24 protein-coding genes are annotated in these 24,792 nt (G+C 30.8%); 11 read left to right on the plus strand and 13 right to left on the minus strand.

What is annotated here, in order from left to right; translation table 11 throughout:
• Positions 1 to 35 precede the first annotated feature (35 nt).
• The 4 genes from IUY40_RS01895 (at position 36) to IUY40_RS01905 (ending at position 3,638) form a co-directional block, all read left to right on the plus strand.
• Complete coding sequence (locus IUY40_RS01895) at positions 36 to 1,319, plus strand: glycosyltransferase family 4 protein (protein WP_195735193.1); 1,284 nt, start codon at positions 36 to 38, stop codon at positions 1,317 to 1,319.
• A gap of 42 nt (positions 1,320 to 1,361) precedes the next feature.
• Positions 1,362 to 2,834, plus strand: coding sequence for an oligosaccharide flippase family protein (locus IUY40_RS01900; protein WP_195735194.1), 1,473 nt, complete (start codon positions 1,362 to 1,364; stop codon positions 2,832 to 2,834).
• A 156-nt stretch (positions 2,835 to 2,990) separates the two neighbouring features.
• Entirely contained in the window at positions 2,991 to 3,122 is a 132-nt protein-coding gene (locus tag IUY40_RS19590) for a hypothetical protein (RefSeq protein ID WP_255520462.1), read from the plus strand.
• 216 nt (positions 3,123 to 3,338) lie between these two features.
• Entirely contained in the window at positions 3,339 to 3,638 is a 300-nt protein-coding gene (locus tag IUY40_RS01905) for a hypothetical protein (RefSeq protein WP_195735195.1), read from the plus strand.
• A 7-nt stretch (positions 3,639 to 3,645) separates the two neighbouring features.
• Here IUY40_RS01905 and uvrA read toward each other — a convergent pair whose 3' ends face one another.
• Positions 3,646 to 6,438 (minus strand): excinuclease ABC subunit UvrA, encoded by a 2,793-nt coding sequence (uvrA, locus tag IUY40_RS01910; RefSeq protein WP_195735196.1) that lies wholly within the window; start codon positions 6,436 to 6,438, stop codon positions 3,646 to 3,648.
• Between the two features lie 464 nt (positions 6,439 to 6,902).
• Between uvrA and IUY40_RS01915 the strand changes: the two genes are divergently transcribed.
• Both IUY40_RS01915 and IUY40_RS01920 read left to right on the plus strand, forming a co-directional pair.
• Positions 6,903 to 7,487 carry a sigma-70 family RNA polymerase sigma factor gene (locus IUY40_RS01915; RefSeq protein WP_195735197.1) on the plus strand — a complete coding sequence of 195 codons (585 nt, stop codon included), beginning with the start codon at positions 6,903 to 6,905 and terminating at the stop codon, positions 7,485 to 7,487.
• Between the two features lie 51 nt (positions 7,488 to 7,538).
• On the plus strand, positions 7,539 to 7,682 hold the full coding sequence (locus IUY40_RS01920; RefSeq protein WP_195735198.1) for a hypothetical protein: 144 nt from the start codon (positions 7,539 to 7,541) through the stop codon (positions 7,680 to 7,682).
• A 90-nt stretch (positions 7,683 to 7,772) separates the two neighbouring features.
• Here IUY40_RS01920 and nth read toward each other — a convergent pair whose 3' ends face one another.
• Positions 7,773 to 8,450 carry an endonuclease III gene (gene nth / locus IUY40_RS01925; RefSeq protein ID WP_195735199.1) on the minus strand — a complete coding sequence of 226 codons (678 nt, stop codon included), beginning with the start codon at positions 8,448 to 8,450 and terminating at the stop codon, positions 7,773 to 7,775.
• 104 nt (positions 8,451 to 8,554) lie between these two features.
• Here nth and bcp point away from each other — a divergent pair, with 104 nt between their 5' ends.
• Positions 8,555 to 9,007, plus strand: a complete 453-nt coding sequence (gene bcp / locus IUY40_RS01930) for a thioredoxin-dependent thiol peroxidase (protein ID WP_195735200.1) — start codon at positions 8,555 to 8,557, stop codon at positions 9,005 to 9,007.
• A gap of 248 nt (positions 9,008 to 9,255) precedes the next feature.
• On the opposite strand, the gene IUY40_RS01935 is transcribed toward bcp, so the two are convergent.
• Complete coding sequence (locus IUY40_RS01935; protein WP_195735201.1) at positions 9,256 to 10,716, minus strand: TonB-dependent receptor; 1,461 nt, start codon at positions 10,714 to 10,716, stop codon at positions 9,256 to 9,258.
• A gap of 95 nt (positions 10,717 to 10,811) precedes the next feature.
• Between IUY40_RS01935 and IUY40_RS01940 the strand changes: the two genes are divergently transcribed.
• Genes IUY40_RS01940 through IUY40_RS01950 form a run of 3 tightly spaced genes read left to right on the plus strand, consistent with a single transcriptional unit; the run spans position 10,812 to position 12,572 of the window.
• Positions 10,812 to 11,576, plus strand: coding sequence for an MBL fold metallo-hydrolase (locus IUY40_RS01940; RefSeq protein WP_195735202.1), 765 nt, complete (start codon positions 10,812 to 10,814; stop codon positions 11,574 to 11,576).
• A 13-nt stretch (positions 11,577 to 11,589) separates the two neighbouring features.
• The gene (locus tag IUY40_RS01945) at positions 11,590 to 12,090 is read left to right on the plus strand and encodes a hypothetical protein (protein WP_195735203.1); all 501 of its coding nucleotides are present in this window, start codon (positions 11,590 to 11,592) and stop codon (positions 12,088 to 12,090) included.
• Positions 12,091 to 12,137: 47 nt separating this feature from the next.
• Positions 12,138 to 12,572: a hypothetical protein gene (locus IUY40_RS01950; RefSeq protein ID WP_195735204.1), complete on the plus strand. Its 435-nt coding sequence runs from the start codon at positions 12,138 to 12,140 to the stop codon at positions 12,570 to 12,572.
• Between the two features lie 221 nt (positions 12,573 to 12,793).
• Here the strand turns inward: IUY40_RS01950 and IUY40_RS01955 are convergent, their stop codons facing one another.
• The 9 genes from IUY40_RS01955 to IUY40_RS01995 form a co-directional block, all read right to left on the minus strand.
• On the minus strand, positions 12,794 to 13,363 hold the full coding sequence (locus IUY40_RS01955) for a cysteine hydrolase family protein (RefSeq protein ID WP_195735205.1): 570 nt from the start codon (positions 13,361 to 13,363) through the stop codon (positions 12,794 to 12,796).
• Between the two features lie 12 nt (positions 13,364 to 13,375).
• Complete coding sequence (locus tag IUY40_RS01960) at positions 13,376 to 13,966, minus strand: hypothetical protein (RefSeq protein ID WP_195735206.1); 591 nt, start codon at positions 13,964 to 13,966, stop codon at positions 13,376 to 13,378.
• A 64-nt stretch (positions 13,967 to 14,030) separates the two neighbouring features.
• Positions 14,031 to 15,272 (minus strand): alpha/beta hydrolase-fold protein, encoded by a 1,242-nt coding sequence (locus IUY40_RS01965; RefSeq protein WP_195735207.1) that lies wholly within the window; start codon positions 15,270 to 15,272, stop codon positions 14,031 to 14,033.
• Positions 15,273 to 15,386: 114 nt separating this feature from the next.
• The gene (locus tag IUY40_RS01970) at positions 15,387 to 15,776 is read right to left on the minus strand and encodes a DUF5071 domain-containing protein (protein ID WP_195735208.1); all 390 of its coding nucleotides are present in this window, start codon (positions 15,774 to 15,776) and stop codon (positions 15,387 to 15,389) included.
• A 508-nt stretch (positions 15,777 to 16,284) separates the two neighbouring features.
• Entirely contained in the window at positions 16,285 to 16,899 is a 615-nt protein-coding gene (locus IUY40_RS01975; RefSeq protein ID WP_195735209.1) for a hypothetical protein, read from the minus strand.
• 27 nt (positions 16,900 to 16,926) lie between these two features.
• Positions 16,927 to 17,571: an alpha/beta fold hydrolase gene (locus IUY40_RS01980; protein ID WP_195735210.1), complete on the minus strand. Its 645-nt coding sequence runs from the start codon at positions 17,569 to 17,571 to the stop codon at positions 16,927 to 16,929.
• Between the two features lie 75 nt (positions 17,572 to 17,646).
• Positions 17,647 to 17,973, minus strand: a complete 327-nt coding sequence (locus IUY40_RS01985) for a hypothetical protein (protein ID WP_195735211.1) — start codon at positions 17,971 to 17,973, stop codon at positions 17,647 to 17,649.
• A 15-nt stretch (positions 17,974 to 17,988) separates the two neighbouring features.
• Positions 17,989 to 19,245: a dihydroorotase gene (locus IUY40_RS01990; RefSeq protein WP_195735212.1), complete on the minus strand. Its 1,257-nt coding sequence runs from the start codon at positions 19,243 to 19,245 to the stop codon at positions 17,989 to 17,991.
• 86 nt (positions 19,246 to 19,331) lie between these two features.
• On the minus strand, positions 19,332 to 21,260 hold the full coding sequence (locus IUY40_RS01995) for a BatA and WFA domain-containing protein (RefSeq protein WP_195735213.1): 1,929 nt from the start codon (positions 21,258 to 21,260) through the stop codon (positions 19,332 to 19,334).
• A gap of 183 nt (positions 21,261 to 21,443) precedes the next feature.
• Here IUY40_RS01995 and IUY40_RS02000 point away from each other — a divergent pair, with 183 nt between their 5' ends.
• Positions 21,444 to 22,547 (plus strand): lactonase family protein, encoded by a 1,104-nt coding sequence (locus IUY40_RS02000; RefSeq protein WP_195735214.1) that lies wholly within the window; start codon positions 21,444 to 21,446, stop codon positions 22,545 to 22,547.
• A 160-nt stretch (positions 22,548 to 22,707) separates the two neighbouring features.
• Here IUY40_RS02000 and IUY40_RS02005 read toward each other — a convergent pair whose 3' ends face one another.
• Positions 22,708 to 24,060 carry a DEAD/DEAH box helicase gene (locus tag IUY40_RS02005; RefSeq protein ID WP_195735215.1) on the minus strand — a complete coding sequence of 451 codons (1,353 nt, stop codon included), beginning with the start codon at positions 24,058 to 24,060 and terminating at the stop codon, positions 22,708 to 22,710.
• Between the last annotated feature and the right edge of the window lie 732 nt (positions 24,061 to 24,792).

The raw sequence follows: 24,792 nt of genomic DNA on the forward strand, positions 1-24,792 counted from the left end.
AAATTTGCAACTTTAAACTTTAAACCATTTTTTTCTTGGAACAAAAAAAACTCCTTATTATAACCTATTACTTTCCACCTGCTGGAGGACCTGGCGTGCAACGCTGGTTGAAATTTGTAAAATATTTGCCCGAATTTGGTGTTCAGCCAATTGTATATGTACCAGAAAATCCAACTTATCCTATTGTTGATGAAGGGTTGGTAAATGAAGTTTCGGATCAGGTAATTGTTATCAAGAATAAAATTATTGAGCCTTATCAATTAGCTTCATTTTTTTCGAAAAATAAAACAAAGAAAATAGCTTCTGGAATTTTTCCGAATAAAAAAAAGCAATCATTACTTGATAAAGCATTTCTTTGGGTTCGTGGGAATTTATTTATTCCCGATGCCCGCATTTTATGGGTAAAACCATCGGTTTCTTTTTTAGAGAAATATATTGTCGAGAATAATATTGATACAATTGTAACTTCCGGTCCGCCACATAGTTTGCATCTTATCGGATTAGAGCTAAAACAGAAATTAAATATAAAATGGTTTGCTGATTTTCGTGATCCATGGACTACGATTGGTTATCATAAATCATTACGTTTATCTAGTTATGCTGCCAGAAAACATAAGAAACTAGAACATCTGGTTTTAAATATTGCCGATACGATTCTTGTTACAAGTAAAACAACCAAAACAGAATTTCAGGAAATAACAACAAAACCTATTGAAGTTATTACCAATGGATATGATGTTGAAAATGTCGAAAAGCAAACATTAGATACTAAGTTTACATTGGCACATATAGGTTCTTTCTTATCCGAAAGAAATCCGCTTTTTCTATGGGAATGTTTGGTTGAGTTATTACAGGAAATTCCTGAATTCAAGCAGCATTTAGAAATAAAACTAATTGGTGCAGTTAGTCAGGAAGTATTAGAAACAATTACTAAGTTCAATCTTAATGATTATCTGAATAATTTAGGATATGTTTCGCATAAAGAAGCTATCGCGCATCAAAAAAAATCTCAGGTTTTATTGTTAATCGAGATCAATTCAGAAGACACAAAGAGTATTATTCCTGGTAAGTTGTTTGAATATATGGTTTCTAATAGACCAATAATTGCAATAGGACCAAAGGGTTCTGACTTCTCAGATATTATAACTCAGACAAATACAGGTGTGTTTTTTGACTATTCTGAAAAAATGAAATTAAAAAGTGTAATTTTGGATTTTTACAATCAATTTTTAGAAGGGAAACTACAATCAAACGGAGTAGGATTACAACAATATTCTAGAAAAAACCTAACAAAACAGTTAGCACAATTGATTAAATAGAATACTTTTTAAACTTTCAATAAAAAAACATAAATACCTTCAATGGGCATAGTCTTAAATCAGTCTTTTAAAAATACTATTATAACATATATTGGTTTTGGTATTGGTGCAATAAACACGCTTTATTTATATCCGATTTATTTAGGCGAAACTTATTATGGCTTAACTAATTATATTCTTTCTGCAGCAAATGTAATCATGCCTTTGTTTGCTATCGGGATGCAAAATACGCTAGTCAAATTTTATTCTCAATATAAAACAGAAGAAGAAAGGGAGCAGTTTTTATCGTTTACGGCTTTGTTTCCAATACTAATGTGTATTCCGTTAGGAATTATCGGAATCTTTTTTTTTGATGACATTACAGCCTTCGTATCAAAGAAAAATCCAGTTGTAAAAGAGTTTATTTTATTGATTCCTTTTGTTGGAATTTGTATGGCTTACTTCGAGATTTTTTATGCATGGGCAAGGGTTCATATGCATTCTGTTTTTGGGAATTTCATAAAAGAAGTAGGTTTAAGATTGTTTTCTACAGTTGTATTAGTAGGGTTGTATTTTCATTGGATAACCTTAATTCAATTTGTATATATAACGGCAGGGATTTATTTTTTAGCTTTTATCGTAACGATGTTTTATGCTTTTAGTATCAAGAAGCCAAAATTTCAGATCACCATACCAGAGAACGTAAAAAGTGTAATGGAATATACGTTTTACATTATTCTTTCAGGAAGTGTAGCCAATTTGCTTTTGGATGGAGATAAGTTGATGCTTAATCAGTATATGAAAATTGAGAATATAGCCTATTATTCGGTAGCAACATATATTGCCTTGGTAATCTCAGTTCCGAGCCGTGCAATGCATCAAATCGTGTATCCTATTACAGCTAAATTAATGCATGAAAACAAACATGACGAATTGAATGATTTGTACAAAAAGACATCTATTAATTTACAGATTGTTGGTGGATTTGTGATGTTGTGTATTTTCGTAAATATTAATCAGTTATATGAAATAGTTCCTGAGGAATATAGAGGAGGAGTTCCGGTTGTTTTTATGATTGGGTTGTCTAAATATTTTGATCTTATTTTAGGAAATAATAATGCTATTATTTTTAATACAAAATATTATCGAACGGTATTGTTCTTAGGGTTAGGTTTAGTTGTTTTGACCTTTATTTTAAATATAATTTTTATACCGATTTATGGTATTAAGGGTTCAGCATTTGCAACGTTGTTATCTATTACAGCATACAGTTTGGCAAAATTACTTTTTGTAGTTAAGAAACTTCATTTATATCCTTTTACAAAACAAAATTTGTATTCATTACTGGTTACAGCAGTGTTATTTCTATTGTTTTACTTTTGGGAATTTTCAGTTTATCCGTTAATAGGAATTGCTTTAAAATCAGCTATTGTGACGGTTTTTTATGTGTATTTAAACTATAAATTTGAAATCTCTAAAGAGATAAACCAAGTAATAAATAACTTTGCAAAGAAGCTTGGGATTAAGATTCAGTAAGAAATAAGTTCGAGAACAAAAAAGGGATTCATTCTGTTTTTATATTTGTTATGAAATTAATGCATATACCCAAGAGCCTCAAAAAAACAGCCATTAATTTATTAATCTTTACATCAAAATATTCAGGATGGTTTTAATAAAGCTGGTATCGTAACAATGTCACTACATTATAAGGGGCTTCGTGATGGTAACAAAACAAATGTTCCAGAGGATTATCTAAGTAATAATTACGAAACTCCTGCGTTTAATATAAATAGGCAAGTTGTAATTTATTTAAAGGGAGTTTAGGTAGCTAAAAAAAGAGAATTGCCTATGTATAATGAAACTTTTAATTGAGGACTCTACTTATGGAATTAATAAATTTAGTGTTTTATGATGAAAAACTAATTGTAATATCACTAAAAGTGGGTATTGCATAGTTTATGATTATAAACTAATTTTGCTTCCTGTATCCCCCAAATAAATTATTAAAGTCAATAGCTAAAATAATTTTAATTAACGATTATGAAAAGCCCACAGTTTACGCAAGAAGAAAGTCTACAAGTATTTTCGAATATAATTTCAAATAAAATACATAACGGTTTTATCTTAGAAGAAAGGAATGATGAAATGCTTTTTGCAGTTTTATCAAAAGGAGAAAGAGTGGTCGATCATAGTTTTAATTTCCTTATTTGTTGCCTAACATTTGGGTTATGGTCTATTGCTTGGTTGTATTTAACCATAGAGTCATCCAAGAACAAAAAGATATTAGTTGCCATCGATGAAGATGGAATTCCTTTTGAAGATAAATGTTACCACGAATAAGTTAAAATTACAATTTTTCTTTTAAGTAGATACCTGTTATAGATTTTTTTATTTTTACTATATCCTCAGGTATTCCCTCAGCTAACAATTCTCCGCCATTTTCCCCACCTTCTGGGCCTAAATCGATTATCCAATCGGCACATTTTATAAGATCAAGATTGTGTTCGATTACAATTATAGAATGCCCTTTATCAATCAATGCATCAAATGAAGCTAATAATTTCTTGATATCATGAAAATGAAGTCCAGTTGTAGGCTCATCAAAAACAAATAAAGCTTTATCTTTTGTAGCGCCTTTAACCAAGAATGAAGCCAGTTTAATACGTTGTGCTTCACCACCAGAAAGAGTCGAAGAAGATTGTCCTAATTGTACATATCCTAAACCAACATCTTGTAGTGGCTGTAATTTTTGCGTAATCTTAGTTTGATTGTTTTTTGAGAAGAAACTAATAGCATCATCAATTGTCATGGTTAAGATGTCATTGATGTTTTTATCGTCAAAAGTAATTTCTAAAACTTCTTTTTTAAAGCGTTTACCACTACAAGTTTCGCATGGTAACTGTACATCTGCCATAAAAACCATCTCGACGTTAATAGAGCCTTCACCTTTACAGGTTTCGCATCTTCCACCATCTACATTAAAAGAAAAATGTTTGGCTTGGTAACCTCTTATTTTTGATAGTTTTTCTTTGGCATAAAGTTCTCTAATATCATCGTAAGCTTTTATATAAGTTACGGGATTAGAACGAGAACTTCTTCCGATAGGATTTTGATCAACATATTCGATATGTTTTATTTGCGAAAAAGATCCTTTTATTTCAGTAAACTGACCTGCTTTTTCAGCAGCATTATCTAATTTTTTCTGAATAGCAGGAAATAGAATTTTTTTAATAAGTGTGCTTTTTCCACTACCCGAAACTCCTGTAATTACAGTTAAAACATCTAATGGGAAAGTAACATCTATATTTTTAAGATTGTTTTCGCGAGCGCCAATAATCTGTATGAAATTTTTAGATTTTCTTCGGTGTTTAGGAATAGCTATTTCTAAATCACCATTTAAATATTTAGCCGTTAACGAAGATGATTTTAATATTTCCTCATACGTTCCCTGGGCTACTAATTCTCCTCCAAAAGTTCCTGCTTCAGGACCAATATCTATAATCATATCGGCAGCTTTCATGATGTCTTCGTCATGTTCTACAACAATTACAGTATTGCCTAAATCACGAAGAGAAAGCAATACTTTTATCAATCGTTCAGAATCTTTTGGATGTAAACCAATACTTGGTTCATCTAGAATATACATAGATCCAACCAAACTACTTCCTAGAGAAGTGGCCAGATTAATACGTTGCGATTCTCCTCCAGAAAGAGTCGAAGAATTTCGATTTAAGGTAAGGTAAGAAAGTCCTACTTCTGTTAAAAAGGATAGTCTATTATTAATTTCAACTAGTAATCGTTTTGCAATTTGTTTTTCATAAACATTAAGCTCTATTCCATTGAAGAAACTAGCTAAATGCTGAATTGGTAAATCGACTAAATCTGAAACTGTTTTACCGTTTATTTTTACATAAGAAGCTTCTATTCGTAAACGTTTTCCTTTACAAACATGGCATTTTGTTTTTCCGCGGTAGCGAGAAAGCATTACTCTATTTTGTATTTTATAATTTTTTTCTTCAAGTTCTTTGAAGAAATCATTTAAGCCTTCAAAATATTGATTTCCTTTCCATATTAGTTCTTTTTGTTCCTCGCTTAATTGAAAGTATGGTTTGTGTATTGGGAAATCGAATTTATGAGAATTATTTACCAATTGATCACGAAACCAACTCATGCTTTCGCCACGCCAAGGAAAAATGGCATTTTCGTAAATAGATAAAGAAGTATTAGGAACTACTAAATCGGCATCGATACCAATAATATTTCCATATCCTTCGCAAGCAGGGCAAGCACCATACGGATTATTGAAACTAAATAAATGCGGATTTGGTTCTAAGAAAGTGATTCCGTCTAACTCAAAATTATTAGAATAACTGAATCTTTTATTAGTTTTTAATTCTTGTAAAAAACAAATACCCTTTCCTTCAAAAAATGCAGTTTGAACAGCATCTGAAAGACGATTGTAAAATTCTTCCTCGTCTTTTACAACGATTCTATCAATAATCAATAAGATCTCTTGGTTCTTTTTTGTGTCAAGTGAAGTTTCAAATTCATCTAAACGAACCATTTCGTTATCAATTAAAATACGAGCAAATCCTTGTTGTAATAAAACATTAAGTTTATCTTCTAGTTTTCTTCCTTTTTCAAGATGAATAGGAGCTAGAAGCAACCACTTACTATCTAATTCTAGATTTTTTACATCGGTAACAACATCGGTAACGGTATTTTTTTTGACTTCATGACCAGAAACAGGTGAGTAGGTACGACCAATTCTTGCAAAAAGTAACTTTACATAATCGTAAATCTCTGTAGATGTTCCTACTGTCGAACGCGCATTGGTAGTATTTACTTTTTGCTCAATAGCAATTGCAGGAGCAATTCCTTTTATGTATTCGACCTTTGGTTTATCTAAACGACCTAAAAACTGACGTGCATATGATGATAAACTCTCTACATAACGGCGTTGTCCTTCAGCATACAAAGTATCGAATGCCAAACTTGATTTTCCAGAACCCGAAAGTCCCGTGATAACAACAAGTTTGTTTCTTGGAATGGCAACATCTACATTTTTTAAATTATGTACCTGAGCACCTTTAATGATGATGTTTTTCTTTGGGTCGAGTGTAGAAAGGTCAATTTGCATACAAAAAATCAATTTCCACAAAAGTAAGCATTTTTGATTTGAGTTATGTTAAGGATAGAGGTTCAATTTATGTAAAAAACAACACAATAATTATTGTTTTAAGATAAGGTCATCTCCGAAAAATAGTGTTGATTAGATTCTAGATATAGCAATGATAAAGAATGTAAAAAAAAATATTTGTTAAATTGCAATCAATTTGTTTTGTGCGATTTAGACTTCTTTTTTAGCGGTTAAGAACAAAGAGGAAATTTATTGGTTTTTATCTTTTTTATGGAAATCGTTGGCTTGGTCTTCATGTTTTTTAGATTTAGATAATTATTATTCTTAATTTAATTTGCTTTTTTTAAAAAATATTTGTTAAATTTGAACACTTAATTAACACTTTAAAAACTATTAGCCTATACAGTAAAATTACTTTTTTAGAAAATTACCCAAATTTCAAATTAAAACTAAAAGGTAGTATTATGGCTAATCTGCAAATTCCTGACGCTCTATTGGTGAAGAATTATGTTGAAGGGAACGAAAGTGCCTTGTCAACATTGATAAAAAGACATGAATCAAAGATTTATGGCTTTATATATTCAAAAACAGCAGACAAAGACATATCAAATGATATTTTTCAGGATACATTTATAAAAGTAATCAAGACTTTAAAAAGCAACTCATATAATGAAGAAGGTAAGTTTTTGCCTTGGGTAATGCGTATATCTCACAATTTAATAGTAGATCATTATCGAAGAACAAAGAAAATGCCAATGTATAGAGAAACCGAAGAGTTTTCGATATTCTCTATTATGTCAGATGATACACTAACAATTGAAAATAAAATGATTGTGGATCAAGTTGAGGTTGATTTAAAAAAGTTAATAGAAGAACTTCCAAATGATCAAAAAGAAGTACTGGTAATGCGTATGTATCAGGATATGAGCTTTAAAGAAATATCCGAAGTAACAGGTGTTAGTATCAATACAGCCTTAGGAAGAATGAGATATGCGTTAATGAATATAAGAAAGATTATAGAAAAACATCAAATTATTTTAACTAATTAATATACTAAATAGAGGAATAGGCCGTTAATATTTAAATAAACAATTATTAGCATGGCAAAAATTTACTCAAAAAAAGCAACAGTTACTAAAGACTTGAAACCTAAAAAAGAAGTCGTTTCTTTTATATTAAGCTACTCAGAAGCATTAACAATAGTAAAAATTGACGATAAGAGTTTTGAGATTATGGCTAATTAAACAGCCCACAACAGTTGTCGGATGTTTTGGAGGTAAATGAATTAATCAAATTGGTCGTTTGGTTAAAAAATCACTAAGAGCAGTATGCGATTAGTGATTTTTTTGTTTTTTAGAAGCTTGATTTTTATAATAATCATCTATCACAGATTTTCTTCCAATAGTTTTTGTGATGATATCTTTGTCAAGATCCCAGCCACGGGCAGGCGAATATTCTCTGCCATACCAAATAATTTCAAGATGTAAATCATTCCAGATTTCTTCGGGGAAAAGACGCTTAGCATCTTTTTCGGTTTGAGTTACATTTTTTCCGTTAGATAAATTCCATCTATACATCAACCTATGAATGTGAGTATCTACAGGAAATGCAGGAATACCAAAAGCCTGAGACATAACAACACTTGCTGTTTTATGCCCAACTGCAGGTAATTCCTCCAGATATTCATAACTCTGAGGAACTTTACCGCCATGTTTATCAATAAGGATTTGTGATAAACCGTGAATGCCTTTTGATTTCATAGGTGATAAACCACAGGGACGGATAATATCACGAATTTCTTCAACAGACATTTTTACCATATCATATGGATTATCAGCCTTTGCAAATAATAAAGGCGTAATTTGGTTCACACGAACGTCGGTACATTGAGCAGATAACAATACAGCAATTAATAAAGTATATGGGTCTTTATGGTCGAGAGGCACAGGGATAGTTGGGTATAATTCTTTTAACGTATTTATAACAAAAGTTACCCGTTCTTGTTTATTCATTTCCGTAAATTTAATCCCGTAAAAATAGTACAATTTTAGAATTATAAATTGTTAATTATCAATTGTTAATTTTAAGAATCTAAGTAGTCTAAAAAAATAAAAAAATGACAACATTACAAATAGGAGATAAGGCACCAAATTTTTCAGGAACAGATCAAGATGGGAACACACATAAATTAGCTGATTATGCAGGAAAAAAATTAGTAGTTTTCTTTTATCCAAAAGCAAATACGCCAGGATGTACAGCCGAAGCTTGCGATTTAAGAGATAACTACGAGCGTTTTCAAGCTAATAATTATGCATTATTGGGAGTAAGTGCCGATGCGCAAAAAGCACAAGCTAAATTTAAAGAAAAATATGATTTTCCGTTTCCGTTATTAGCTGATGAAGATAAATCTGTAATCAACGCATTTGGAGTTTGGGGACCTAAAAAATTCATGGGAAAAGAATACGACGGAATCCACAGAACGACATTTGTAATTAATGAAGAAGGAATTATAGCAGACATAATTTCAAAAGTAAAAACTAAAGAACATGCAGATCAGATACTGAAGTAGCATTTTTTCTTGTAGTTTTAGTTTTCGGAAGATCTTTGTAAAAGTTTTAAACTTTTACAAAGATTACTCCTTTTTTTATTTGTTAAGGTTTAGTAGTTTTTACAGACTAGATATTTTACTTCAGGAAATAAACAAATAGAAATAAAATAAAAAATAGCTTAGAGCCAAAAAAAGCACCAGTTGGAGAACTGATGCTTTTGTATTTAAAACTTTTAAATTTTGCCTCTCAAAACGTAGTTTACAAAACTTTAATTAGACTCTTTTAAAACTTTATTAGGTTCGTATCCAAATAAGTGATGCTCCTTAATAATCTCAGCAATACCTTTTGGAAGCATAGGTTCCCATCCTGGTTTTCCTTGACTAATCATTTTTAGTACCTCTCTAGAAAATACTTCCAGAGTATGAGGATCGAAATCAGCAACATCAATAACTTTACCGTTAAATTTAAAGAACTTATACAATTCTTTCATTCTAGGATGAACTTTTAAGTTAGTCGAATTCATGATTGTACCATCTTCATCGATCATTGGATACAAGAATACTTTCATGTCACGGTAGAATAATTTTCCGAAAGCTTCAAGAATTCCACCACTTAAATGGCGGTAGTATTTCTCATCAAAGATGTCGACTAAATTGTTAACACCCATTGCCAATCCCATTCGGGCTTTGGTGTAATTAGCAAAATACTCAACCACTTTATAGTATTCTTGGAAGTTCGAAATCATTACTGTTTGGCCTAATGAACAAAGTAATTCGGCTCTATCCATAAAATCTCGTTCATCGATTTCTCCATCAGAACGGAGGTTAGATAGCGTGATTTCGAAAATTACCAGTGTATTATCTTTTTCAACCTTATTTTCTTCGAGAAACATCTTTAATGATTTCTCGTACATATCCATATTAACCTTAGTTACAGGGCGAAAACTCCCGCGTAAGGCAAGAATGTTCTTTTTGTATAAAATGGCAGCAGGAAGAATGTTTTTACCTTCAGGATTGAACATAACGGCATCAGTCATTCCATTTTTAACCAGTTGTAAGCTAATCAATCGATTGTCTACATCAGCAAATCGAGGACCAGAAAAGTTGATAGTATCAATTTCAAGCTGATCTTTGTCTAGGTGATCATATAAATAACGAAGTAATCTTTTAGGATCATTGTATTTATAAAATGCTCCGTAAATTAAGTTAACACCAAGAATTCCTAATGTTTCTTGTTGCAATCGAGCGTCAGTTTCTTTAAAACGAATATGAAGTATAATTTCGTTATATGCTTCATCAGGTTCAATTTGGTATCTAATTCCAACCCAGCCATGACCTTTAAATTGTTTTGCAAAATCTATTGTTGCAACAGTATTGGCATAACTAAAGAAAAGTTTTGTTGGGTGTTTTTTTCTGCTTAATCGTTCTTCAATTATTTGACCTTCAAGGGTTAGCATTTTCTTTAACCGTTCTTCAGTAACGTAACGGCCATCACTTTCAATTCCGTAAATGGCATCACTAAAATCTTTGTCGTAAGCAGACATTGCCTTTGCAATTGTTCCAGACGAGCCACCAGATCTAAAAAAATGCCTTACAGTTTCTTGCCCCGCACCAATCTCTGCAAAGGTTCCGTAAATATTTTCATTTAGATTAATTCGTAGCGCTTTGTCTTTTATGGATGGTATTTGAGCGATGACTTTATCACCCTTAAGTTTTATTTCTATACCCATTTTATTTTAAATATGGCTTATTTGTTACAAAGTTAGTAAATTAGGCTTCTAATGAAAGATAATTAATCCTATTTTTGTAAAAAAATAAAGCACAATTGAAGGTATATTTTTTAGGCACAGGTACATCTCAAGGTATTCCGATAATAGGGGTTGATCATCCTGTATGTAAAAGTACTGACACTAAGGATAAAAGACTTCGAGTGTCTGTATGGATTAGTTGGGATAACCATTCATATGTTATTGATTGCGGTCCTGATTTTAGACAACAAATGTTGGCTTGCAACTGTAAGAAATTAGATGCAATTTTATTTACACATGAGCATGCCGATCACACTGCAGGATTAGATGATATACGCCCGTATAATTTTAGACAAGGCGAAATGCCAATTTATGCACATGAACGTGTTATTGGTAATTTAAAAAGACGCTTTGATTATGTTTTTGAAACGGTCAATAAATATCCAGGAGCACCATCAGTAAAAACAATTGAGGTAATTAATGATGAGCCGTTTGCTGTGGGAAATAAAAAGGCAATTCCGGTAAATGTTATGCATGGCGATTTACAGGTTTTTGGGTATCGAATAGATGATTTTGCTTACTTAACAGATGTAAAAACTATTGAACAAGTAGAAATCGATAAACTAAAAAACTTGAAAGTATTAGTGATAAACGCATTACGTGTTGAGCCACACGATACACATTTTAACTTGCAAGAAGCCTTAGATTTTATAACTTTGGTTCAGCCAGAAGTGGCTTATTTAACACATATTAGTCATGTATTAGGATTTCATGAGGAAGTACAAAAAAGGCTTCCTAAAAATGTTTATCTGGCATATGATAATTTAGAAATCACAATTTAATTATATCTTAAAAATGAAAAAATCCTTATTGCTTTACCTATTTATCATTGCTATACTTATGAATATTTTTACCTATATGTTTTATAGTAAAGAAGTAAAGTTTGAACAGGAACGTTATGTTAAAACGACCAAAAAACTTAGAGATAGTTTAGATTTAGTAGAGAATAAGCTAAATGAAGCAAACTATTTTTCATTAGAGAACAATCAAAATGCACAAAATTACTTTGATTCGGATGATGCTTCAAAAACAATAAAGTACGAGCAACTAATTCCGATGGTTACTGAGAAATTAATGGATCTTAATGCTACCAAAAAGGGGAATCCATATACAGGACAAGACCAAATAGGAGTAAATAAATTTATAATAAATAAAGTTAAGGTGCTTAACCACAGATGGATTATTGCTGATTTTAGCGATGGAGAAACATGGGGTGAAGTTTTATTAAAATACTTTGTCAACAATGATGGGAGTGTAACTTTTGAAGTAAATCAGTCATTATTATATCAAAAATAAGAATTCACGAACTGTATAATAATTGTAACAATTAATAAATAGAACCTATGAAAAAAGTATTTTTATTTTCGATTATTATTGGACTTTCATTTTCTTGTGCCAAAAAAGTTTCTCAAGAAGAAACAAAACCTGTCAAGGAAGAAGTAAAACCTGAGCATATTGTAGGAGGAGATTCAGATGCTCATGGGTGTAAAGGCTCTGCAGGTTATACTTGGTCATCCGTTAGGAAAGAATGTATACGAATTTTTGAAGGTACAAAGTTAGAGCACGCCAAAGATGGAAAAACGTATACCACAGTTGCTTATGTTATTTTTGAAAAAGCAGGAAATAAAGCTGAACTTTTTCTTGATACACAAGATGAATCAATTATCTTGGAACGCAAAGGAGAAGGAGAGCCTTGGATTAATGGAGATTTAGAATTAATACCTTGGAAAGGATACGTGCTGAAAAAAGCAGGTGAAATTATTTATACAGGAGAGTAAAGTTTGCAGTATCTAGTTGCAGTTTACAGATTATAAAAAAGACAAAACAAGAAAGGCGAGAAATAATTCTCGCCTTTCTTGTTTATATAAATATGTTGTTTTTTCTGTCACTCCCGATAACTATCGGGATAAAAAAGATTAGAATGATTTTAAAACCTTTCGACCTTTGCGTATCTCGATAGCTATCGGGACTGTGTGCTTTGCGGTTAAATTTTCACAGTTTAAATATTCTGTTTGATAAAATCAGTTGTTACTACTTGAGCAAATTCTTCGTTTAAGCTGGCAAGTGCTGTTTCATGAATTGTCTCGGCACTGAATTCTTGACCACTTAATCCTTTTTTGTTAAAAGAGGCAGTTGCATCTGAGATTAGAAAGGTATTATAACCAAAATTCCCGGCCATTCTTGTAGTTGTAGACACGCAATGATCGGTTGTTAAACCTATAATAACAAGAGTATCAATTTTATCATGATCAAGTTGTTCTTTTAAATCGGTACCAATAAAAGCACTGTTTACATTTTTCTGAATTATTGTTTCTCCAGCTAGGGGTTTAACGATATCTTTAAATGTATTTCCGGGATTTGTTTCGTGCAGCAATGAATTTGGATTAGAAGAACAATGTTGGATATGAAATATCGGTAACTTATTATTTCTCCATATTTCAAGAAGTTCACTAGCATTTTGTTCAGCATTTAAATTATTGCGTTCTCCACCCCAATATTCGATATTATCAAAACCTTTCTGAATATCGATTAGGATTAATGCTGGATTGTCGAGTTTAGATATTTTCATTTTTATAAAATTCTAATTGTTAAAACAATTTTTTTCATAATCGGTAATAAATTCAACTAGTATGTCCTCATTTCTTATTTTGATTTCATCGTTCTTAATCTTATCAAAAGAAATTTTACAATCTGTGAATTTTTTAAGCATTTCATCTTGTGTAATTAATCTGCTAAATCCATTTGGATATAAATCTACTATTTTTTCATCATTTGGTTTTTTTACTAAAAAGACCCTGTAAATTACAAAATAAGGGCTTCTGTTTGTTTCTTTTCGAACTAATTTGTAATAGAGTTTAATTTTATTAGAATATAATCTTTCTGCAAAAAGAAGATTATCAACATTATCATATGTTTGGGATTTTTTTCCGTCTAATCTAATTCTAAATGATTTAATATCTTTTGGGTAATAATCTTTTTGAGAATTGCCAGATAAAACTGTTATTTTTTCTTGAATAGATAAGATTTTATTATTTTTAAAAATCATGCCACCCTTAATTAATATTTTAGTATTTATTGTATCATTATTGTTGTTAACTATTTGGGCATCGTAAGTTTGAGAAAATGAAATGGTACTGTTAATTATAAGAAAAAGGATAAGTAGGTGTTTCATGATTTTGATTGAAGTAGTTTTTAAATAATTAGTTTATATGATTATAAAATTATTGATATTTTTTCTATTTCCCTTTTTTAAGTTCCTCTAGTTTTTGTTTTGTTTCGGCGCTTTCCTTGTTGATGGATAACGCCTTTTTGTAATTGCTTATTGCATTAGTTTTATCATTCACTTGTTTATAATAATCTCCTAGAGAATCATATACATTAGCGCTTTCGGGATAGTTTTTTACATTTAGTTTAAAAAAATACTCAGCTTGGGTTAAGTTATTTTTGCCTAGTGCCATATATCCACATTGATTGATAGGAGTTTCGGGAGGTGGTATTTTATAGCCCATTTTTTCGGAAACATTTTGATAATGTTTTTCAATCTTAGTTGGCAAACTCATTCCAGCATCCATAAAATCTGTAAAAGTCAAGTTTAAATTATAGAAACTAAAAATAAAACGAAGTGCATCATACTCAGCAATAAAAGGAACAGAACCATGACTGTCTTTGTCGTAATATTTGTATTCAAAATTTAGTTGGTTTTGTTTGTTCTTTTTTAAATCATTGGCTAATTCCAATATCGAACGAATATGCCTTGTACCTTGAGTAGTATCTTTTTTTACTCTAATAGTATCCATTCCAGCTTCCATCGTATTGGCAATGCCTAAAAATAAACTGGTGTTTTTGAATTTTTTCTGAGCAAATATTTTTTTACTTAACTCTAAAAATTTCTGTTTGTCCCACCACATACTTGGATCGATAGAAACATAAGAATTAAATAAATTAGTATGATTTGCAAGTGCATTTATAACCGTTAAACCACCAAAAGAATGCCCGATTAGCATTTTGTATGGAGCTGTAGGATAATTTTTTTCAACGTATGGCATTAATTCTTTTTCAATAAATGTAATGAAGTTTTCATTTCCACCAGTAGTTTTACTCGCTTCACTAGTCATCATAGGCAAATCAGATTCAATATGAGTAGGAGTTAAATCACGAGCTCTGTCGGTATTGAGTATTCCTACTACAATCATTTTTGGGCAAATTGTATTACCGTTCATTGTACTTAATTGTTCTGTCATACCAACAACTGAAGTAAAATGTGCATCACCATCTAATAAATAAAGAACAGGATAATTCTCAGTTTTGGGTGCGCCTTTGGTATAACCACCAGGCACATATATCCAGACTTTTCGGTCTTCATTTAATATCTTAGAATGTACGGTTTCAATCGTGCCAATAGTAATCTTGTTATCGGATTGTGCTTTTGCGAAAAATGTAAATCCAATAAAAAGTAGGGAGAATAATAGTTGTTTCATAGTTAGTTAGATCAGTTTACAGGTTAGTCTTACTCTTTGTTATTTGTTACAAGATGTACAGTTTAAAGATAAGGTGATTTATTATAAAAATGAAAAATGTCAAAAGTGAATAGTTTACTTCCAACCGCGTTCTAGAATTATTTCATTTGCTATTTTATCAACTTCTTCAATGATTTCACCTTTAGTAGGATTCATTGCAATTCGTATAATTTCGTTGCGAATAAGCTCATCATTTGTAACTCTTCCAAAAATTGATATTGTCCAATATTTCCAAACGGCATCATTAGTTTTTAAAACATCTAAAATTTCGAGAGAGATATTTTCAGTGATGCTTTCTAAATATTCCGAAACTAGTTTTGCAACTGGCCAATTCAAATCTTGAAGCCACTCTAGTAATTCAGGAATTATTGGTTTTAGTTCTGAATAAGAATAGTTTTTTAAATTTTCTGCTCTTTCTATATCATGTTTGTCTTTTGGAATTAAATCCTTTGTATTTATCTTCATGTTTTATTAATTAATCCTAATTACTATTATTGTTGATTAAGAAATTATTTAATGAAAAAAGGTTTTAAATATAATATTTAAAACCTTTGAGTTTGATTTTAAGTTTACTATTTGAAACTTAAAGATATGATAATTTAGTATTGTTGATAGTAGTTGAAGTTGTAAAATAAAAACTTACTTGAATATTATAAAATCACTTATTAAAGAAAGAACATTAGGTATAACTTCATTATTAAATTCAAAATCCCTAAAATAAATAATATTTTCCAATATTTTTTTGAAGTTTGGAAGTTCGGATTTTTAGTATTTTTTATAAAAAGACCACTAGTAATTAATACTATTGGTAAAATAAAACCAATTAAACTTTCTATTCCCATAATTGTTCTTTTTGTTACTATTTTTAAACTGAATTCGATGAACTATTGCGCTAGCCAATTTTTAAAATTATGAAGATTTTGATGGTCTTAGAATATTCGATTGCAATTTAAGAATTACAACTGAAATATTTTCAGAAAAGAGATACAGTCATAAAAATGATTATATAAATCCAAAAGTTATATAGTATTGTAAAACTAAAACCATAAAAAAAACTTTTTGAATATGAATCTTTACATATGGATGATTTTTTAAAGATAAGCCTTAAAGCTCTAAAAAAAATCCAATAAAGCATTGCAATAAAAGTTAGAATAGAAATCCATATTATTGCTCCAAAAGCCCAAAATAAATAACTGATTATAATTGCCATAAAAAACCATAAAATCAGACCGATAAGAGCTCCTAAAATGCCTTCGCCAACATCAGGAGCAGAAGATAAACTTCCTTTTGCAGTTAAGTTTCTTAAAAAATCTAATTTTTTTGATTCAAAACGATCAGTTATTTTGCCTAAATTATCTTTTATTTTTACTCCTCTATACAATCCGATTGTAATAAAAAAGAAAAATGCTAAGGATAAAATTGTTGTTGATAGTAATGAATTTTCAAAAACAGAATTATGATTTCCAAGTCCAAAAAGCCAAACAGATAGGATTGTTAAGCTTATGACAATAAGAGTAATTATAAAGATGTTCTTGGAATTAAGAATTTTATAATTACTCTTTGATTTATATTTGATTGTTTTTTTCAACTTAAAAAAGTGACTGAATACTATAAACTATTGCGCTAGCCAATTTTTAAAATCGAAGAAATTTTGAGGTGCAACTCCATGTCCAACAGGATATTCTTTATAAGAAACAGGAATGTTTAGATTTTCTAAAATTGCAGGTGTTTTTCTAGCCCAATCAATAGGGATTACCTGATCTACAGTTCCGTGAGAAGCAAATATTTTTAAATCTTTGAAATTGTTTTTCTCGTAACCCTCTTTGATTATTTCATCATTAAAATAACCGCTCATTGCAACCACTCTCTGAATTTTTTCAGGATAAGAAAGTGCTGTTGCATAACTTAAAATTGATCCTTGGCTAAAGCCAATTAAAGTTACATTGTTTGCATCAATTGGGTAATTTGCAGTTAATTCATCAATGAACTTAGCAATTAAATCACGTGATGTCTTAGCTTGTTCGTTATCAGAGAATTTGTTTTGATCGGCATCAAAATTAATGGCGTACCAAGCATAACTATTGTATTGTAAGTCATAAGGAGCTCTTGCAGAAATGATATAATAATTATCAGGAAGCTCGCTGGCAAAAGAGAATAAATCTTCTTCGTTGCTGCCATATCCGTGAAGTAATAGTAATAGAGGGTTTTTGTCTAAGATAACTTTTGGTTCTCTTATTTGATATTCTAAAGATAAGTTCATTTTTTTTAAGGTAAATTGTGAGTTGTAAATGGTAAAATGCAGTTGTCGGTTTTAGATAATATTTGAAATCAAAAATTAACCGATGCTTTTAAACCATTTTTGAAAAAGTGCACCTACTAAAGGTACAGGTTTTGTTTCGCCTTTAATAGCACTAAAAATGCCGTATGTCCATAAAATAGAGATACAAATCCACATTGGGAAAGTAATCATGAAACTATCAAAATTACTGATTATAAGTCCAAATGAGATAAATGTTAGCGATAATCCTAGTGCTTGACGTATATGAAAAGAGGCAAAACTATTTTTGTTTTCAGAGTTCATCGACATTGCGATTAAAACACCTATAATTAATATGTAACTGGTAATAGCGGGAGTTTTTCCTTCTTCGATTGAGTTGTTCATTCTTGTGTTTTATATTTATTTTTTTAATACCAATTGATTCTGATTCATGATTCCGTAAACAGAACCTTGTAGTTGAGTTCCCAAAAAAGCAGAATTTTTAGATTTAGATAAGATATTTCCTTTGGTAAAAACGCTTTCGCCATTAGGATTAAACAACGTTATATTTGCTTTAGAACCCTCAGTAATTGTTTCGTTTTCGATACCGAAAACAGATTTTCCTAATGTTAGTTTTTCGATTACAGTTGCTAATGGCAGTACAGTTGTTAATGCACCAAAAGCACTTTCTAGACCAATAGTACCATTTTTGGCCATATCAAACTCCATTTTTTTAAATTCAATATCTATCGGATTATGATCAGATGTAATCATATCGATAGTTCCGTCTAGAACACCATTTAGCAAGGCTTGTCTGTCAGTTTCTGTTCGTAATGGTGGCGTAACTTTAAATCGAGTATCAAAACCTTCTAATTTTTCATCGGTTAAAACCAAATGATGTACAGTAACGCTAGTTGTTACGTTTAGACCTTTTGCTTTAGCATCTTTAATTAATTGAACCGATTTAGCAGTAGAAATAGTCGGAATATGGAGTTTTCCGCCTGTGTATTCTAATAAAAATAAGTTGCGTACAATTTGTAATTCTTCAGCAAGATCAGGAATTCCTTTTAAGCCTAATTTAGTCGAAACAATTCCTTCATTAGCAACACCATTACCTTTAATGTTTTGATCTTGCGAATAAGCAATTACCAAACCATCAAAATCCTGTACATATTGTAATGCGATTTTAAGTAAATTGGCATTGTCAAGACTTTTGTTATAATCACCAAAAGCTACAGCTCCAGTTTTCTTCATGTCGAATAATTCAGCCATATCTTTTCCTTCGCTGGCTTTTGTTAAAGCTCCGATAGGGAAAAGTTCAGTAGCAAAACCATTGGCTTTGTTTTTTACAAAATTTACTTGCGATTGGTTATCGATAATTGGATAGGAGTTAGGTTGTAATGCAATTGCAGTAAATCCGCTTTTTGCAGCTACGTTCAATCCGTTTATGATTGTTTCACGGTCTTCGTAACCTGGCTCTCCAAACGAAACACTGCTATCAAACCATCCTTGCGAAATATGTAAATTATCGAGTTTTATCTCGTCGGCATTTTCAGTATTAGGAAGTGAAGTTCCTATCTTTTCGATTAAACCATCTTTAATTAAGATATCTGTAGTCTTGTTATGAAATGGACTTTTTGAATCTATAATTTTTGCTTCTCGGATGATTATTTTCATATATAGGTATTTATTTTATTCAAACACAAAATCCTTTTTAATGGTAAAGTGTTATTTATTATTGAGCGTAAAACAAAACTTAAGGTTTACTTTACGAATCGAATAACAGCCATTTCTGCGACTATAAATAACAATGCAAAGATAATAAACCATTTCCAAATCTCATTATCTGTTCGCTCTGTTTGCAGGGTGTTAAAAATAGTCGAAATCGTATCGGCAGTTTTGTAATCAGAGATTAGATTAGTATTAATCTGATTCAAATCACTTTCACTTCGTTTGTAATTAAAGCTTACGTTTTCTAATGCTTCTTTTTTATTATAAATGGTATAATTACCAGCTTGTTCAGGATAATCATTGAAAACGATTTTTACTTTATTATTTAAAATCTGTTGGATTGGAATAAATTGTTCCTCAGTTCCTCTTACTTCTAAAATGGCATCTTTAGATAATAATGTTTCAACAAAATAAGGTTGATTATTACCAATGGTTATTGCATTTATACCAGATTTTTGATTGTTTTGTGCCATTTTATAAAAAACAGGAACAATTAATGGCGATTGCTGAAAGTTAGAATTAACGCTATTTATAGGTGCTGAAAAAACAGAAACTGCCGAAACCTGATTCTGTATTGAGGTTAGAAAAGCACTTTGGTCTTCATATGACAAAGCCGATGAATACGAACTTGTAATAGGGAATGAAGTCTTTGTTTTTGGATATTGGAAGTTCTTGATTTTATTTTCGAAAACACCAGAGAATATAGGGTGATCAAAGTTAATTTTGGTGATCAGTTTTTCTTTGTTTTCAAGAGAACCCATTTGTACTTTACCAAAATTGGATAAAAAAGAATTCATATTAGTAACAGCGATCTTTTCGGATGGAATAATAACAACATTTCCACCTTTGGATACAAATGATTTTAAAGTAGTTTGTAATGCTTGAGGAATTTCGTCCAGTTCATTCAGGATAATTGCATCTTGCTTGTCTAAGCTATTGTAATCAAGAGAGCGAATATCAAAATTAAGATAATTGAATTCTTCTGAAGTATAAATTCGAGATAAGAAATTGCTTTTGGCAGATTCTCCAATACTAATAACATTCGTTTTTTTAGAGTCGGAAATGCTAAAAAACAATCGGTTATCATATTCCAAACCATTATCTTCAATAGCTACGTAGCCATGAAAAGCTTGTTTTGGAATGGTAAAATTGATTTTCTTCTTTTTAGTATCAAAATTTACAATGGTTTTAGCGATTAGTTTATCATTGTTGAATAAAGACATCGAAATTGGTTTGAAATTATCACCATAACCAGATAAATTAATACTGATATCATAGAAATTATCTGAGGTTTGACTGATGAAGACGCTATCAATTGCCACATTGTTTTTTTGTTCCGCTTTCGGAATTATAAAATATGGAGCGTCTTCAGAGCGAATGTTTTTTAACTGTTTTTCATCTAGTCCAACAGCATCTGTAATAATTATAATGTCTTTTTTAAACGTCGATTTACGAGCTTTTACCTTTGCTATTATATTATCCAGTTCAAAAGGAGTGGCGCTATATTTTAGGTTCTGTAATGAGTTGCGCACCGATTTTATGTCGGTATTCCAATAATTTTCAGTGTTAGTAAGTAAAGAAAACGAAGCGTTTTCGGGAGTATTTTCTAGTAATTCCTGAACGGCACGCTTTAGTAATTCCCCTTTTTTACCTTTTGCCTGCATACTAAAGGAGTTATCAAGAATGATATACATTTCATTATTGGCATTTTTACTGTCTTTGGCAGTAAAAAAGGGTTGAGCAAAAGCAAGAATAAGACAAGTAAGCAACAATAATCGTGTCGCTAATAATAGCCATTTCTTGATTTTGGAACTTTTTCGAGTTTGGATAGAGAGCTTTGCTAAAAGTCGAACATTTGTGAAATATGACTTTTTGAAACGTCTTAATTGAAATAAATGAACCAAAATTGGAACAATCAATAAGAATAGAAAGTATAAAATTTCGGGATGTTTAAAATGCATTCTAAAGTTTAGTTTACTTCACTGATTTTATTTTCAATGGAACTCATTGAGTTTTTCGCTTGTCAAAAATACAAATTTACAATCAGTTTTTACTGATGTTGTTATATTTTTTCGAACAACCAAATTAATCTTAACGATTATGAGGATATTATGTATTTTAGCGTTTCAATAAAATTTTTATAAATGAGAAAATCGTATGCCGTTTTGCTTTTAACTCTATTCTTTACAGGAATTCAAGCGCAAAACAAAGTTAATCTGTTGGTAGGAACATATACTAATAGTTGTGAAAGCAAAGGAATTTATGTATATGAATTTGATACTGATTCGGGTGAATCTAAATTAAAAAACACTTCAGAAAGCACTGTGAGCCCAAGTTATTTATCAGTTTCTGCAGATAATAAATTTATTTATGCAGTTAACGAAAATGGGGCAGAAAGTACAGTAAGTGCTTTTGGATATGAGCCAAAATCAGGAAAGGTTACTTTTTTGAATAAGCAAAAAGCGATGGGAGCAGATCCTTGCTACTTAATTAATGATGGTGAAAATGTAATAACTGCCAATTATTCTGGAGGAAACATCTCTGTATTCAAAAAGACTGCCGAAGGAATTTCGGAAGCGAAACAAGTGATTCAGCACACAGGAAAAGGGGTTAATGCTCAAAGACAAGAAGGTGCTCACGTGCATATGGTTTATTTTTCGCCAGATAAGAAATATGTTTTATCGAATGATTTAGGTCTTGATAAAGTGTTTATCTACAATTACAATCCAACTTCACAGGATAAAATTCTTACCTTAAAAGGGAGTATTGATGTAAAATCAGGAAGTGGACCAAGACATTTAACGTTTAGTAAAGACGGGAAGTTTGTGTATTTAATTCAGGAATTAGATGCTACTCTAACTACTTTTAGCTATGATAAAAACGGAAGTTTAAAGTTAATTGCCGAAACAAGTATTCTTCCTAAAGATTTTAAAGGTGGAACTGGGGCTGCAGCTATAAAAATGTCTCTAGATGGTAAATTTTTATATATATCGGATCGTGTAGATGCTAATAATATTTCAGTGTATAAAATTCTTAAAAATGGTGGTTTAGAATTGCAAGAGCAAGTAAGTACTTTAGGAAAAGGGCCAAGAGATTTTTCTATCGATCCTACAGGGAATTTCCTTTTAGTAGGACATCAATACACAAATAATATTGTTGTTTTTAAAAGAGATAAAGCTACTGGTAAACTTACAGATACAGGAAAGAGAATTGAGCTGTGCGCGCCAGTATGTTTGGTGTTTAACTAGTTTTTAGTGACAGTACCAGTTTCAGTATTCAAAGTTGGATTTTTGATTGAGAAAGGTTCATAGTTACAAAAGCTAAAAAAAGGCTCAAAGGTGAAAAGTATAAGTTTAAAAAAAACTTAGAACCTCAGCACCTTTGAGCCTTTGAATCTTAAATAAAAAACTATTTATTCTTATCTTTTCTTTTCTTATCTCTTGTTTTTAGCATGTTTCTGTTAACAGATCCGTGCGTTTTTTTCTTTGTTTTAGAAGGTCCCCCTAAGTTGACTTTCTTATTCTTTTTATCTTTTTCATGAAAAGCCCCGTCTCCTGAAAGTTTTTGTTTTTTCATTAAAAACTTCACTGGTTGTCTGTCTTTTTCAGGCTCGATTAATTTTATAGAAACTTCTACTTCTTCAGGAAATTCAGCTATTTCAAGTTCTCTATTCATTAAAACTTCTACTTCTACTTTAAATTCTTCTTCACGAGGAGTAATAAAGCTTATTGCTGTTCCAGTTGCATCGGCACGACCAGTTCTACCTATTCTGTGCATGTACAATTCAGGAAATTCAGGAAGTTCAAAGTTGATAACGTGAGTAATATTGGAAATATCCAAACCTCTCGCCATAATATCGGTAGTTATAAGTCCGCGTAGCGTTCCTTCTTGGAAAGCAGCCATCGTACTCAAACGGTAATTTTGTGATTTATTAGAATGAATTACACCAAACTGTCCTTCGAAATCTTCTTCGATACGATCGTGAAGCATATCCGAAATCTTCTTATTATTTACAAAAACTAAAACACGACTCATGTCCTCGTTATTCTGTAATAAGTGTTTCAGTAAGTTTACTTTGGTATTAAAATTAGGAACATTATAGGTAATTTGCTCAATATTTTCTAGTGGCGTTCCAGATGCTGCAAGAGTAACTTCTTCTGGGAAATCAAAAAAGTCATTCAAAACGGCATCAACCTCATCGGTCATTGTTGCAGAGAATAAAATATTTTGACGTTTGGTTTTCATCATCGCCAAAAGCGCTGTTAATTGCGTACGGAAACCTAAATTAAGCATTTCGTCAAACTCATCAATAACTAGTTTTTGAGTTTCATCAAAACGTACTACCGCATCTAGTGCTAAGTCCATCGTTCTTCCAGGTGTTCCCACCAAGATATCGATTCCTTCGTAAACGGCTTTTTTTTGTGTATTAATATTTACACCACCAAAAATACCCAATGTTTTAACCGACATGTATTTGGTTAATTTTTCTACTTCTTCAACAACCTGAACAACTAATTCACGTGTTGGAACTAGGATTACAATTTTAGGAGTATTGGTTGGGGTAAATTTATATAGTTTTAATAAAGGTAATAAATAGGCAAATGTTTTACCTGTACCGGTTTGTGCAATTCCCATCATATCACGACCGGACATAATTACAGAAAAAGATTTTTCTTGAATTGGAGTAGGCGTAACGAAGCCTAATTCATCAATTGCTTTTTGTACGGATTTAGGAAGATTAAATGTCTCGAAAGTGCTCATTTGCATTAAATTTTGTGCAAAGGTACATTAAAATAGCGGTTAGTTTGCTAAATTCTTGGAATCATATGATAATTTAAATAGGTAACGATCTAATATTCAATATTGAAGCTGTTAAAAAAATAACTGAATCTAATAAAGTAAAAAAGTGTTTTACAAGAACTAAAGAACTCATTTTATGAAGATTTAAATCAAGTTTTGTCGCTATTGTCAAAGAAAGAAAGGTTATATACTTGTTGGTTATAACTCGATAAAAAGATTTAATTCCAGTACATTAATGGTTGTATTTCGTAATAAATTTTATCTTAGCTAAAAATACTCAGTTTCAAAATTCTCAATCTCGCTAAGCGTAAGAAGGTTAGTGACAATTTTGTGAAACACCACTGCAACTTAAAAAAAATATGAGAAAATACATTTTTAAATTTTGGTTACTAAATTTTTTGTTAACCGCTATATTATTTTTAATTTACTTTGTATTAGCTTTTACATAACTAAAATCAAGCAATGGAAATTTATTTGAAACCATTTTGGATTTCTTATTTACCCATTTTAATTTATATTATACATTGGTATATTCTATTGTAATGATTATTTTTTCTACAGCTTTCTTCCTAAATTTACAAAGGATAATTCGAACTAATTATTTCTTATCATTACTAACTTTTATAGGAATACCATTTGCTGCTATGATTTATATACTAATTGATTTGTATCCCTATAATTCTTTTACTGTAG

The sequence above is a fragment of the Flavobacterium sp. ALJ2 genome (assembly GCF_015594725.1).
GTDB lineage: Bacteria > Bacteroidota > Bacteroidia > Flavobacteriales > Flavobacteriaceae > Flavobacterium.